At 63.0% G+C, this 13589-nt stretch carries 12 protein-coding genes; 6 read left to right on the forward strand and 6 right to left on the reverse strand.

Annotated features, from left to right (window positions below; translation table 11 throughout):
* Positions 1 to 58 precede the first annotated feature (58 nt).
* The 4 genes from HY019_RS00440 (at position 59) to HY019_RS00455 (ending at position 8077) form a co-directional block, all read left to right on the forward strand.
* The gene (locus tag HY019_RS00440; protein WP_290687455.1) at positions 59 to 2983 is read left to right on the forward strand and encodes a type VI secretion system Vgr family protein; all 2925 of its coding nucleotides are present in this window, start codon (positions 59 to 61) and stop codon (positions 2981 to 2983) included.
* Between the two features lie 422 nt (positions 2984 to 3405).
* Positions 3406 to 3960 carry a hypothetical protein gene (locus HY019_RS21495; protein WP_363302005.1) on the forward strand — a complete coding sequence of 185 codons (555 nt, stop codon included), beginning with the start codon at positions 3406 to 3408 and terminating at the stop codon, positions 3958 to 3960.
* Entirely contained in the window at positions 3957 to 7025 is a 3069-nt protein-coding gene (locus HY019_RS00450) for a T6SS effector BTH_I2691 family protein (protein ID WP_290687458.1), read from the forward strand. The genes HY019_RS21495 and HY019_RS00450 overlap by 4 nt, the downstream gene beginning before the upstream one ends.
* Positions 7022 to 8077 (forward strand): DUF6708 domain-containing protein, encoded by a 1056-nt coding sequence (locus HY019_RS00455; protein WP_290687459.1) that lies wholly within the window; start codon positions 7022 to 7024, stop codon positions 8075 to 8077. The genes HY019_RS00450 and HY019_RS00455 overlap by 4 nt, the downstream gene beginning before the upstream one ends.
* Positions 8078 to 8130: 53 nt before the next feature.
* On the opposite strand, the gene HY019_RS00460 is transcribed toward HY019_RS00455, so the two are convergent.
* The 3 genes from HY019_RS00460 to HY019_RS00470 all read right to left on the reverse strand — a co-directional run bounded on the left by HY019_RS00460 (position 8131) and on the right by HY019_RS00470 (position 9587).
* Entirely contained in the window at positions 8131 to 8745 is a 615-nt protein-coding gene (locus HY019_RS00460; protein WP_290687461.1) for a PEP-CTERM sorting domain-containing protein, read from the reverse strand.
* Between the two features lie 154 nt (positions 8746 to 8899).
* Complete coding sequence (infA, locus tag HY019_RS00465) at positions 8900 to 9157, reverse strand: translation initiation factor IF-1 (RefSeq protein ID WP_035037217.1); 258 nt, start codon at positions 9155 to 9157, stop codon at positions 8900 to 8902.
* Between the two features lie 163 nt (positions 9158 to 9320).
* Positions 9321 to 9587 carry a hypothetical protein gene (locus tag HY019_RS00470; protein WP_290687464.1) on the reverse strand — a complete coding sequence of 89 codons (267 nt, stop codon included), beginning with the start codon at positions 9585 to 9587 and terminating at the stop codon, positions 9321 to 9323.
* A 141-nt stretch (positions 9588 to 9728) separates the two neighbouring features.
* Here HY019_RS00470 and HY019_RS00475 point away from each other — a divergent pair, with 141 nt between their 5' ends.
* Positions 9729 to 10976: an MFS transporter gene (locus HY019_RS00475; protein WP_290687465.1), complete on the forward strand. Its 1248-nt coding sequence runs from the start codon at positions 9729 to 9731 to the stop codon at positions 10974 to 10976.
* A 7-nt stretch (positions 10977 to 10983) separates the two neighbouring features.
* Here HY019_RS00475 and HY019_RS00480 read toward each other — a convergent pair whose 3' ends face one another.
* A complete protein-coding gene (locus tag HY019_RS00480; protein ID WP_290687467.1) occupies positions 10984 to 11283 on the reverse strand; it encodes a hypothetical protein in 300 nt (99 codons plus the stop codon).
* A 118-nt stretch (positions 11284 to 11401) separates the two neighbouring features.
* Between HY019_RS00480 and HY019_RS00485 the strand changes: the two genes are divergently transcribed.
* The gene (locus HY019_RS00485) at positions 11402 to 11836 is read left to right on the forward strand and encodes an MAPEG family protein (protein ID WP_290687468.1); all 435 of its coding nucleotides are present in this window, start codon (positions 11402 to 11404) and stop codon (positions 11834 to 11836) included.
* A gap of 10 nt (positions 11837 to 11846) precedes the next feature.
* On the opposite strand, the gene HY019_RS00490 is transcribed toward HY019_RS00485, so the two are convergent.
* A complete protein-coding gene (locus tag HY019_RS00490; RefSeq protein WP_290687470.1) occupies positions 11847 to 12269 on the reverse strand; it encodes a hypothetical protein in 423 nt (140 codons plus the stop codon).
* Between the two features lie 10 nt (positions 12270 to 12279).
* The gene (locus tag HY019_RS00495) at positions 12280 to 13539 is read right to left on the reverse strand and encodes a hypothetical protein (RefSeq protein ID WP_290687472.1); all 1260 of its coding nucleotides are present in this window, start codon (positions 13537 to 13539) and stop codon (positions 12280 to 12282) included.
* Positions 13540 to 13589: the final 50 nt, after the last annotated feature.

The raw sequence follows: 13589 nt of genomic DNA on the forward strand, positions 1-13589 counted from the left end.
AGCCTCAGGCGACGTGGGTTTCCATTGATTCGCCCTATAAGAAATCTGGGATGGAAGCATGACCGACCTATCCGGCATCCAATCTGCGTTGGCCGGCGCCGTACACGACCTGGTTGATGGCCTGCTGAGCGACCTGCTCGGCTTCGGCCCCAACCAGCACACCCGTTTGCTGCGGCTGCACACCCCGCTGGGGCCCAACATGCTGCTGGCCGAGCGCGCACGGGTCACCGAGGGCATCGGCCCACGCCAGGCCCAGGCCCCCTTCGCCATCGAGTTGCTGGCCTTGAGCACCAACGCCGGCATCCAGCCTGTTGACCTCATCGGCCAGCCCGTGCTGCTGGAGCTGCTCACCGCCCACAGCACGACGGCGCTGCGCCCCTTCCATGGCCATGTGCTGGGCTTCGAGCTGCTGGGCTCGGATGGCGGTTACGCCCGCTACCGACTGCAGATCGGCGCCTGGCTGGACTTCCTGCGCCACCGCACCGACGCCTGGATCTTCCAGGACCAGAGCGTGGTCCAGATCACCGAGGCCATCTTTGCCGACTACGCCGCGCAAGGCACCCTGCAACCCAAGTGGCGCTGGGACATCAAGGACGAGGCCGTCTACCCCCAGCTGAGCACGCTCAGCCAGCACGACGAAACCGACTTCGACTTCCTGCAGCGCCTGTGGGCCGCCAACGGCCTGTTCTGCTGGTTCGAACACACGGGTGATGCGTCCGACCCGGCCACCTTGGGCAGCCACACCCTGGTCATCGCCGACCACAACGGTGCTTTCGCCGCCAACGCGCAAGGCCGCATCCGCTTCACCCAGCCTGGCGCGGTGATGAAGGAAGACAGCGTCACCCGCTGGCACGGCAAACGCCGCGTGGGTGTCAGCACCCTGAACACCGCCAGCTTCGACTACCGCTCGGTGGCCAACCACGCCGCCAGCGGCACGGTTGGCGCCGGCCACGACCAGCCCATGCCCCTGGTCCACAGCGACCAGCCCGGCGCCTACGCCTACGAGACCCCGGCCGAGGCCGAGCGCCTCGCCCTGGTCTACCTGCAGTCACTTGAAGCGCGCCGCAAGCAGTTCGAAGGCCGCGCCACCGTGCGCACCCTGTCGCCCGCCACCAGCTTCGTGCTGGCCGACCATGCCGAGCACGACGCCGACCTGCTGCACGGCGGGGACGACAGCGCCCGCTTCGTCGTGCTGAGCGTGGTGCACACCGCCCGCAACAACATGAGCGCCGACGCCAAGGCCGGCCTGCAGCACCTGCTGGGCCACGCCTTGCTCGGTGGCGAGCATGCGCCCGCCCAGGACGCCGCCGCCGGCAACCACAGCGCCGAGCCCCTGTACGAAGCCCGCTTTGACGCCCAGCGTGTGAGCGTGCCCGTGCGCCCTGCCCTGACAGACGAGCACGGCGCCCTGCTCCACCCCAAACCCACGGTCTGGGGCACGCAGACCGCCTTGGTCGTGGGCCTGGACGGCCCCGTTCACACCGACCGCGATGGCCGCGTGAAGGTGCAGTTCCACTGGCAACGCGGCGCAGGCAGCAGCCACCGCCTGAGCCACCCGGCCAGCGACAACGCCCCGGCATCCGATGCCTCAGGCACCTGGGTGCGCGTGGCACAAGACTGGGCCGGCGCCAACTGGGGCGGCGTCTTCATCCCGCGCCTGGGCCAGGAAGTGGTCGTGGCCTTCGTGGAAGGCGACATCGACCGCCCCGTGGTGATCGGCGCGGCCTACAACGGCCAGGGCAGCGAGAACGCCCAAGGCAACGCGGTGGCAGGTGGTGCGGCCAACGCCACCGGCAACGCGCCGGTGTGGTTCCCTGGCTCAGCGCGCCAAGGTGAGCAAGAGGGCCATGCCCACACCGCCACGCTCAGCGGCTTCAAGAGCCAGAGCCTGGACGCATCCCAGGCCGGCGGCGGCGCCTACAACCAGCTGGTGTTCGACGACACGCCCGGCCAGGGCCGCGTGCTGGCACACACCACGCAAAGCCAGACCTGGCTGCAGATCGGCCACCTGCTCCAGCAAAACGACAACCAGCGCCTGGCCCGCCGCGGCCACGGCCTGGAGCTGCACACCCAGGCACAAGGCGCCGTGCGCGCCGCCAGCGGCCTGCACATCAGCACGCACGCGCGCCACGGCGGCAGCAGTGCCACACAAGGCCAGCCCACCAACACCCGCGAGGCGCAGTCCCAACTGCAAAGCCACGCCGAGCTGGTCAAAGCCTTGAGCGAGAACGCGCAAACGCACCTGGCCAAGCTGCCCAATGAGGCCACCGCTGACAAACTGCCATCACAACTGGCCCTGCAGGCCACGCTGAGCAGCCTCAAGGGCGTCAACGCTTCCGGTGGCGGTGCCAACAACTCCGACGCCGATTCAGCAGGCAACGACATGGTCGCCATCGACGGCGGCCACGGCAGCATCCCCATCACCGAGCGCCCGGACCTCGTCGTCAGCGCCGCGGCCGACATCAGCAGCGCCACCCCAGCACATACCGTGATCAGCGCCGGTCAGCACACCACGCTCACCGCCGGCCAGGACACCAACCTGCTGAGCCAACGCCATGCCGCATGGGCGGTGAAAGACGGCATCAGCCTGTTCACACGCGGCGAAGCCAAGGATGGCCAACGCGCCGTGCAGGACGTGGGCATGAAGCTGCACGCCGCCAGCGGCAATGTGAACGTGCAGGCGCAAAGCGACGCCTTCACACTGACAGCCGAAAAGGCCGTGGACCTGCAGAGCACGGCGGCCAGCATCACCATCAGCGCACCCGAGAAGATTCTGCTCAATGGAGGCGGGGGCTACATCAAGATCGAAGGCGGCAACATCGAAATCGGGACGAGTGGGAATGCGAGTTTCCTGGCGTCGATGAAGGAGTTGGCGGGAGGGAGCAGTGCGAGCGCATCGCTCAACCTGTCCAAGCCTGGCAAGTTGGCTGAATGCCCCACCGCCCTCGCTTCAGCTGGCGCGAGCGGCGCCAGCGCCATCTGACCATTGATCTCATGGAAGCATCTGCGTTGGTGTCAGAAATGGCATCGCTACTTGACATTGGTACACCGTGTTTCGTTCTCGTGGATCCGATGCTGGGCGAGCCCTTGCCCATGTCATACGAGCCAGCGAACGTGGATCAAAGCGCATTGGTCGCGTCTCGCGAACAAGCCTGGATGCGCCCAGTCCACCAAATCACCTTGGCCAGGCCCATTTCCCTGCCTCTGCATCTGCACCCTTACCTCGTGGCCTTGAATGGCGCGAGTGACCCCTTGCTCGCCGCTACCGTTGAGATGGCACTTGATGAGCTCAGTCTGGCCCAAGCTGATGGCGTGGCTGGCACGGGAGCCAGTGCCCATCGAATTGGAGGTTGGCTGCTCAGCAGCCAGACACCAGACGAGCTGGCTCAGGCCATCAGTGCCCTGATGCAGGTCAACACGGAAGCCAGCACCACAGCCCGCTATCAACGTCTGGCTGATCGCCGAGCACTTGACTTGTTGCTCGACGTGGTGGGCGAAGCACGCATCGCCACACATCTGGGCCGCATACAACGTTGGTGCTACCTCGACCCATGCCGAAAACTGAGGCAACTCCGCAGCACGTCCGAAGCGGCTACGCCGTTGCGCCTGAGCCGCACTGAATGGGCCTCCTTCATCAAAGGTGACTTGCTTCACCCGACAGTGGCCCGATGGCTGGGTGAGCAACCAGCCACAAGCCGTCACGCAACGCAATCTTGCTACGCCAAAAGCACAGTGGCGCTGGAACAGGCTGACGCAGCCATGCGTCGTTGGCCTCAGCGCTTTGCAAACGCCTCCGACCGCATCGCCTGGGCTGTACTGACCCTGCTGCACGGCGACATACAACGGATGCCCGCCATCGTTGCCTCACTCGACGCCGCAACTCAACCGGGCGAGCCTCTTGAAACCCTCAACGCGTTGAGCCCCCTGCTCCACGCCATGTGCCTGAAAGCCACGTCATGAGCACCAAACAGCAAGGTTGCGACACCTGCAACAAGAGCGTTCTTTCTTTGTTGCTGCTACGACCCAGCCCCATCGCCAAGGACGAAGCACTGGCCCCCATCGGCGCAAAGGCCTTGCTCAGCGCCGACAACGTAGTGGAAGGCCTGATCCCCACCCGCAAGCCTACGGAGAGCCGCTACGTGCTGCGCCTTCTTCGCGCGGGCTACGTACACGTCTTCATCCCCAGTCCACCACCAGGGATGAAGAACTGGATGGTGTACCGGGTAACCGATGGGGCCGACCTGATTGCCCAAACTGACCCGGTATTCAGCCAAATGCCCATGCCCCCGGCTTGCAGCCGCAATGGGCACAACGCTGCAGGCATGAAGCTGTTGTCCATTCCTCAAGCCCATAAGCTCAGTGAAATCTGGATCTCGTTCAGCGCGAACCTCTGGAGCGACAAGCTGAAGGGCCAGAACGCTGCAAACCCGAGAGCCATGCAGAGGGTGAGCTTGAGAAGCTGTGGAGCACATACATTCACGCCCACGACCGATGCGCTCAAGAGACAAGTGATGGAATGTGCGCTTGGTGACATCAAAGTACCCGCTTCTGGCGATCCTAAAAGCGCCGTCAAGCAAGATCAGGAGTTCCCCTTCATCACCATGGCCGCGCAGGTTGAAAACCTGGCAGACAACCTCAAACGCGCAGCAGCTTGCCACCCCAAGACCACAGGCCTTGAAATGGCTGTGGTTCTCCGTGATCCAGTTGGTGTGGCCGCTGAACTCAATGCCCTGCGTTTACGCCGCTATGACCTGGCTGAGCAATTCAAGGCACGCCCCGAGAACGCACACCCCTTGAACAGCTCCAATGTCCTGATGGGTTTAAAAAAATCCATGCTGGACGCGGAAATGACGGAGAGTTATGCCCGAGTCAGCCCGATCAAGACCAAACAAGCCTTTGACGCATCGGTGGCCACCTTGCCACCAGGTACCGAATGGCAGGCCCTGACCCCAGCAGACCGTGACCGGTGGCTGAACGCTGCCTCCAAGTCGGCCTGGTTGAAGCCCTATGAACTGGCGTTTCGGCGTACCGACCTGGGCCGTGTGTTCTACCCTGATCACGACACCCGCGCGCAAGCATGGGCCGAGCAGCAGGTTGCCAAGACCTGGGATGAAATGCTCCCCCACTACGACGAGGGCAAACGGGCCACCTGGGTCAAGGCCTTTGACGAACGCATGAACAAAGAGCATTACCAGCCTTTGGCCAAGTTCGAGCAAGACTGGCGCAACGCCTCAGATGATGCCGCCACGCTGGACTATTTCCTGGCGCACTTTGATGCTGAAGCGGTCAATGACCCCAAGAAGCCCGTCTGCCCAGGCTTGAATTACGCGCAAGAGAACAACCTCATCAACACGCCTGCGCCCTACACCCTGGGCGCCGTCATGGAGGGTTACCTCTCCAGGTTTGAGGTGCCCATCAACCAACCCGCTGCGGTGATCAGCCGGGCCATCCTGGGCAATCAGCAAAGCTGGATCGAAGCGGTGTACGCCCAACTTGTTGGAGACCCTGGCAAGGACGCCAGCGAAGGCGGCGGAATTCGCGACAAGACCTACGACGTACTAAAGGGCCTGCGAGAAAAGACCCGCCTGGAGCACTACAAATGGTTTGGTGATGGTTTGGCCCGGCTCAGCATCAGCCAGACGACCGCCTTTACGGCTGCCATCATGAGCGCAGCAATGAGCTCACAATCTGGCGGTCAGCTGCAAAAGAAGGCATCGTCACTGGCCTGGCGGGCTCAGCAATATTGGGCAGTGCATCGCGGCTTGGAGATCCTGGCAGGGGGCACCTTGGGCTCGGTCAATAAGCAGGCCGCGAACCTGCCCGTCTTGATCACCATGCGCGTGGATGCCCAAAGAGCGCTGGCCACCCTGCGAGCGCGCGACGGGCAAAGCCTGGGCACCAGCCGCAGCCGCATCAAGAAGCAAGGCAAGGGGGCTCAGATTGCACTGAGTTTGCTGACCGACACCGACACACTCAAGGCTGCACAAGGTGACCTGGACAAGCTGATCAAAGACCCGAACACCGGGACCGTGAAAATGAAGGCGGCAGCCGCACACAGCGCCACCGAAGGCTTGAGCGGAGCGCTGGTGCTCAGCGAATCCGAATTCTTGAGGCTCTACGCCGGGCAGCAAAGCCAGGGGGCCTTGGCAAAGGCGGTGGGCAAGGCCTTGACGCAAGGTGGTGCAGACCTCAAAGCCATCGCGCTCTCGGTGGATGGCAGATTGGGGCTGGGCAGCATGTTTGTCCAGGGCCTGGGGCTGGTGAACGGCCTGAATGCACTCTGTGCGGCAAAGGCCAAGGGTGACGCAAATGGCGTGAGAGACGCCTTGTACGGCATCTATGACAGCTCTGCTGGGTTGGTGAGTGGTGCCTTGGAAGTGGCCGCTGTGGCGGGTGCGGCCAGGGTGGTGGCCAACCGGGGGGCTGATGGGGTGGCTAGCAGTGTGCCGCTTGCCGCCATGCGATTTGCCGCGAACTTGGCTGGTGCGGCAGGTGGTGTGGTGAACTATGTTGCCAACACAGCAAAAAGTAGAGATGCGATGGAGGGGGGGGACGTTATCGTTTCTCAGGCCTATCGAATTTCTGCGGCAATGTTTCTAGGCACGGGGTTTACCTCGGTTGCAAGCGCCACTGGTGCCCTCGCCGACGCCCTTATTGGACGAGGGATTGGCGGAGCGGTCGTAGAAACAGTTGCCTTGCGACTAGGCGTTTCACTTGGGACTGACGCAGCGTTGACCATCTTGGGCATATCAGTGTCAGGCTGGGGCCTGATACTGCTAGGCGCCGGTGTCACATTTCAACTCGGCGCCATTGTGCTGACACCATCGCCCATGCAGCGCTGGGCACAGCGCAGCTACTTTGGTCGAGATTCGAGTATCTTCAGCATGTCCGGTAAGCGTGATGACATGTTTGCCAAGGGCGACTGGGCTGCCGAACTAGCGGGCTTGCAAGATGCCCTCAAGGCGGCAAGCCCACAAGCATCGACAACCCCCGCAACCGAACACGCCACAGCACCTGCCCAATGAAAGTTTCCAAGCTGTTACGCCATGGTGAATACCTTCGCCCTGCGTACATGCCCGCAAAGGGGCAGCACCAAAGCGCTGCCGGAGTGAGCACCGATCAAGCTCGCCCTGACGGGAAGCTCTCAGGCACGGTCAAGCGGTTCGCCAAAAAGCAGCCCGCTGGCAAGGATGTGCTCAGTTTGGGTTTTATCACTGCCGTGTACAAGCACGCCGTTTCCTTCATTGGCGTCGGACAAGGTATTCGTGGTTATGGCCTTGCCGCTGGTCTTCTGTGCTTTTCAATCGGTGCTTTCGCGACGACTTACGAAATTCTCGATGGAACCTTTAGTCCAAACGCAGATATCGTTGCGATCGTACTTGGGCGGTTTATTGTGGTTCCCGGAAGCATCTACTTCGCCATTGTCATGTCCCTCAAGATGTGGCGAATTGAAATGTTCTGCCCACTGGACGAACCCACGATCTTCGATCGTGAGCATCGAAAGGTCTATCGCCTTTTTCGTGAACTCCCTGCGGGCTGGTTTGGCCAGTTCAAGCCCTGGCCCATGCGTGCCTGCGAATACGACTGGGACTTGATTGACGTGGAGCACGTGGCTCAACTTGGCACCAACGGCAGCACGGTTTCGCGCCGCCACGCCTTGATGTTCATCGTGCGCAAAAACGCCACGGACCCGACCATCATCGACAGCTTCAACATCGGCAATGGCCTGGTGATGAATGAAATCACCACCCCCGCCGTGTGGGAGCACATCCGCCGCTACATGGAGGAAAACGGCCCCCCCGTACCGGGCGGCGAACCGCTTGCCCAGTACGAAGCGCCGCAAACCTTGTGGCAATGCATGGGTGCCGTGGGCGTCTTTGGCAAGGGCTACCTGACATGGTGGAAGACCAACCCGACATTCACGTTTTTCAGCCACCTGGCCTTTCCCTTGTTTCTGCCCATCAACCTCGTTGTAGGGTTTGGCAACTGGCTCAGCCGCAAAACGGCCTACCCCGTTGAGTGGCCCCAAGAGGTGCTAGACGCCATCGGCCAGCCGGAACAACGTCGAGACGTTTGAGCCCAGGTGAGATCAACCCGTGACGCTGATGCCTTCTTCCTTCTTGTTCAGCCTCAGCCACGCACCCTGCGGCGCACCGCCACGCCACCCACGACGGCCAGACCGGCCAGCGCCATGGCGTAAGACTCAGGCTCGGGCACCGCTGTCGTCACCAGCTTCTCGCTGCGGCCACCAGGCAGGGCCTGGATGTGCAGGCCAAACTTGAACGAACCATTCTGGATGTCGGCCAGCGACACGCCGCCGAGGTTGAAGGCCAGCGATTCACCTGCGTTGATGCCGTTGGTGGTGGGCTTGCGATCGGGCTGGAAGTTGAAATCCACCGTCCAGTTCAGGCTGGCGGGCAGATGGGCGCCGCCACCGGTGGTGTACAGGACACCCGTACCCTGTGTGGCGGACAAGGCCACGGTGTCACCCAGGCTGCCGTCAAAGCTGATGCCGGTGATGACCGAGCCATTGCCAGCGCCAGATGCGTTCTGGATGGTCAGCACATTGCCCAACAGGCTCCAGCTGGCCAGGCTCGTGCCGGCTGTCGTACACCCCACGGCATTGCTGCCGGGCGTCACGTCGCCTGCCACGCACGAAAAGCTGTACGCCTGCGCAGCAGCGCCAGACGCGGCAACCGCCACGGCGATGGCGGCCTTCATGCCACCCTTGATCCAATGACTCATTTCGAAACTCCTGATCGACTCAACGACGTCGACAGATGCCATGGTGCCCAATCCCGCCTCAGTGCGCCACGCCGCGTTTGAAGGGGTTCAGGTAAGCAAGTGTGAAAAAAGGCCGCAAATGGCGGCCTTGTTGATGCAGGACAAATGCCTGGGATCAGTGCGACGAACGCTGGGGAGCCTGGTAACCACCACGCTCGATATGGCGGAAGGTGATGCGGCCCTTGGTCAGGTCGTAAGGTGAGAGCTCCAGCGACACTTTGTCGCCCGCCAGGATGCGGATGTGGTGCTTCTTCATCTTGCCGGAGGTGTAGGCGACCAGTTGATGGCCATTGTCCAGCGTCACGCGGAAACGCGAGTCCGGGAGGACTTCGTTGACCACGCCGTTCATTTCGATCAGTTCTTCCTTGGCCATGGGCCAGTCTCCAGCAGGTTGAGTCGGGTACGATGCCGTCCTTCCTCAGTGTGGACGATACCGGGATGCCAGGCGAAGGTCAGGAAGACTGACATCGCCGATCTGCAAAACAGGATACTGTAACACGTCGACCGGAAAACCGCCTAGTCGGGAAGCTGCCAGGTCAGACGCCGCCCGGCCTGCGAGTCATGGCATTGCACAGGTTGCGGCCGATTTCCGTGAGCCGCAAACCGCCACCCGCCCACTCCAGCCAGTCGAGGGTCACGTAGTCCTCGATCAGGTCGTCGCCGATCAGGTTGGCCTGACGGGCTTTGAGGCATTCCATGGTGTGGGGCAGCATGGTGCGCAACATCTCTGCGCGGGAAGCAGGCATCGCATGGCCAGGCCGTGAGGCCATGTGCTCAAACGACGGAGAGGGAGTGCTGGGCATGATCGCTCCTTGGCGTCAAGCCTCACCAGGCAGCGTGCCCACGCTGGACAGCTGTTCGGTGCGGCACACCAGCCTACCACCACCGGCGATTCCCCGGGCCTATTTATGACGCGGGAACAGGGGGTGTGGCACAGTCGCACGATGCACATGTCGACCTCCATCCCCGCGCCTGACGCCCCTGTGGCGCGTCGCGATGCCGCCACGATTGGCCTGATCGGACTAGCCCACGGGACATCTCATTTTCATCACTTGCTGCTGGCGCCTCTTTTCCCCGTTTTCATGCGGGAATTCGGGTTGAACTACGCCGAAATGGGCTTGCTGGTGAGCGTGTTCTTCGTGATCTCCGGCGTGGGGCAGGCCCTGGCTGGCTTCGTGGTGGACCGCATTGGCGCACGCCCGGTGCTGTTTGCGGCCCTGGCCTGTTTTGTGGTGGCGGCGCTGGCGGCGGCCTCGGCACATGGTTATGGTGGGCTGATGCTGGCTTCGGCCCTGGCAGGCCTGGGCAACGCGCCGTTTCACCCGGCTGATTTCACGATCCTGAACAAGCGGGTGTCGATGGCGCGCCTGGGCCATGCGTTTTCCATCCACGGCATCAGTGGCAATCTGGGTTGGGCCGCCGCACCGGTGTTCCTGATCGGCATCCACCAGGCCTCGGGCAGCTGGCGTGTGGCTTATCTGTGTGCCGCGCTGATCGGGCTGACGGTGATCACCTTGCTGGCGCTCAACCGCGAGGCCATTGACGACCACCATCAGGCCCATGCGCCGCGCCATGTGCAGCCTCAGCATGTCAAGGGCGAGCACGCGATGGCGTTTTTGAAGCTGCCCTCGGTCTGGTTGTGCTTCTCGTTTTTCTTCTTCAGCACGGCCGCCTTGAGCGCCATCCAGGGCTTTGCCAGCCCGGCGCTGAGCAAGTTGTATGGTCTGCCGATTTCGGCCACGGCCTTTGTGGTGACCGGCTACATGATCTGCGGCGCCGTCGGCATGGTGCTGGGCGGCTTCCTGGTGGCACGCGTCGAGCGTCTGGAGCGCACGATTGGTGCCGCCATGGTGCTGGCAGCCGCCTTGTTGACGCTGGGTGGCCTGGGCATGATGCCGGGCGTGGCGGCAGCGGTGGTGGTGTCGCTGGCAGGGTTTGGCACAGGCCTGGCTGGCCCCTCGCGTGACATGCTGATCAAGCGCGCCGCGCCACCGGGTGCCACCGGCCGCGTGTACGGCACGGTGTACTCGGGGCTGGATCTGGGGTTTGCGCTGGCGGCGCCGGTCTTCGGCGCGCTGATGGACCACGGCTCGCCATCAGGTGTGTTCTACGGCGCGGCCGTCACCCTGATGATGGGCGTGATGTCAGCCGGCCTGGTGGGCCAGCGGATCGCAGCCCGCGCACGCGCGTGAACACCTCTCAGTGTGGTTTACGGGGCTCTTTCTCTTTGAAAGCCTCAGGGGTCAGCACATTGCCTTCTTTTTCGACGCGGTGGCGCACGCGGTTGATGACCTCCTGCGCCGCCTGCCTGGCCTGGGCCGCAGAACGGCGCTTGCGGCGCCAGTGCCAGATCAGCAAGGCCTGACGGCGGACACGCCCCCAGAGCATGATGGCCGCGCGGTCCAGGCGGGCGCGCCGTGCGTCGCCCAGCGCGAGCCGAACGAGCATGACCACGCAGATGGCGGCCACGAAAATGGAGAACAGCTTGTCGACGCCCATGGCGAAGTGTCCGGTGAACACAGGGTTGAAGTACTGGCTACGATGGTAGCCCCGACGCCTGCGCTTGTCTCGCCCAAACTCTCCCAAATAGACCCCCATTCAGAGGAGCCCGCCGCAAATGCACACGTATTCACCCGTTTTCCTGCCCATGGCCATCCTGGCCTTGTGGACGATGCACGTGCTGCTGATGATCCCGTTTGCGCGCTTCAAGGCCGGCAAACAGGGCCAGGTCACGGCAGAGGATTTTCGCTATGGAGAATCCGAGCGGGTGCCGGACGCCGTGCGCCTGCCCAACCGCAATTTCATGAACCTGCTGGAAGTGCCGGTGCTGTTTTATGTGGCCGGCTTCATGGCTTACCTGACGCACAACGTGGACGGGCTGGTCCTGGGCCTGGCCTGGGCCTATGTGGCGCTGCGTGTCGGGCACTCCATCGTGCACCTGGGGCACAACAATGTGATGCACCGCCTCATGCTGTTTGCCATCAGCAATGTGGTGGTGTCCCTGATCTGGTGGGTGCTGCTGTACCGCCTGGTGACGGCACCCGCCACCTGAGCGGCCGCGCTCACTTGCGCAGCACCACGTTCATCGAAGCGGGCACATCGGCCTCGTCCAGATAGGCCACGGCGCCCGGTGTGCTCTGCACATAGCTGATCACATCGGCCACGGTGGGCAACTCACGCGGCGGCACGCCCTTGCCCACGTAGCGGCGCACTGTCCAGTAGGCCACGTAGGCATCGTCGGTCTGCTGCAGGTAGTCGCTCAGGAAGCGCTGGCGCAAGGGCTGACCCGCCCGCAGGTTGATGGGCGAGACGGACACCCCACCCACCTCGATCACCTTGCCGGTGTAGATGCGCTGCAGGGTGGGCAGATCGAGCTTGTGCATGTTGGCGTGCGCCACCACGACCACGCCCGCCATGGCCGGTGCAGCCAACAGGGCCAGGCTCAGTAGCCAGGCAGCACAGAGAAAGCGTTGTAGACGTTTCATGTGTTGCCCCTCAGAAGACAAAGCTGTAGTTGAGGGACAGCACATTGATGCGCTGCCTGCGGACCACCTCCTCACCAGGTGGTGAATCAACGGTCGCCGAACGGTTGCCGATGCGGGTTCGCGCCCACTCGGCTTTGAGCTTGCTTTGCGCGGTCAGGGCATACGAGGCGCCAAGGGCCAGGGTGTCCTGGTCGTAGACCATGATGGCGTCGGAGGCGGCACGCTGGGTGTAGTTCAAGCCATAGGGATCACCTGGGATGTGCGCGGCGTTGAGGTTGTCTGCGTTCTGCACCGACACGCCCATGGAGCGCAGTCGGGCGTAGCTCACATAAGGCGTCAGCGCGCCCATCTTGTGCAGCACGGCCACATAACCGCCTGCCGTGTTGGCGCCGTTTTCGGTGCGCATCTGGATGTTGCGCGCGAGTTCGCTGACCAGCCGCCAGTTGGGCGCCATCTCGATGTCGCCGCCCAAGGTGATCACGTCGTTGACGATGCTGGAGGTATAGCCCACAGGCTCCGAGCCGGGCATTGCATTGTCGACACGGTACAAGGGAGCCAAGGCTGATAAGGGGTAATGGCTGGGAAAATCCTGGCCGTCACGCCGACGAGTAACCGTGTGATGCAAGCCGACGCGCCAGGTTGAGCTGTCCTGTTTCAAGGTCAGCACAGCCCCGGTGATGGTCGTGCACACAGGCATGAAGATGGCGCCAGCATCCCGCAAGTGGGCACGGGCCTTCAAGTCGGCCTCACCGTGGAACACGTCCAGTGTGGTCTCACCCAGGTCAGGCATCCAGGTGCGCGACACATACAGGCCCTTGAAGTCGTTCGAGGGCGAGATGCCGTACATCTCGAAAGGCAGGCGCGCGAAGTCGTAGGTCTGCCCCACGTCCATGTTCTCGGAGTTGAGGTACATGGGCACGCGCTGTTTGCCCAGGCGCAGCAACCAGTCGTTGCCGGGGCGCCAGGACACGAAGGCCCAGGAGGCGGTGAGCGACCAGTCTTCGTCGTTGTTCAAAGAGGGGGCGACCTTGGCTTGCACGGTCGCCGACCACTCGGCGCTGAACTTGGCGTCCAGCTGGCCGCCCAGCACGGTGTCGCGCTTGAAGGTGCCACCTTCATCGATGAAACGCTGGTAGTTGTAGGGCTGGCCGGAGACGGCATACCCCAGCGTGCCAAAGCCCGACGCACTCAGGTCCACGGCATGGGCAGGCACGGTGGCCAGCGCACACCCCAGACCGGTGATGAAACAGACAGCCTGCAAGCGCTTCATCTTGTGGTGTTCCTCTTGGCTTTTGTATGGATTCGTTGGGCCGGGCTCAT

Source organism: Aquabacterium sp. (assembly GCF_016195855.1).
GTDB lineage: Bacteria > Pseudomonadota > Gammaproteobacteria > Burkholderiales > Burkholderiaceae_C > Aquabacterium.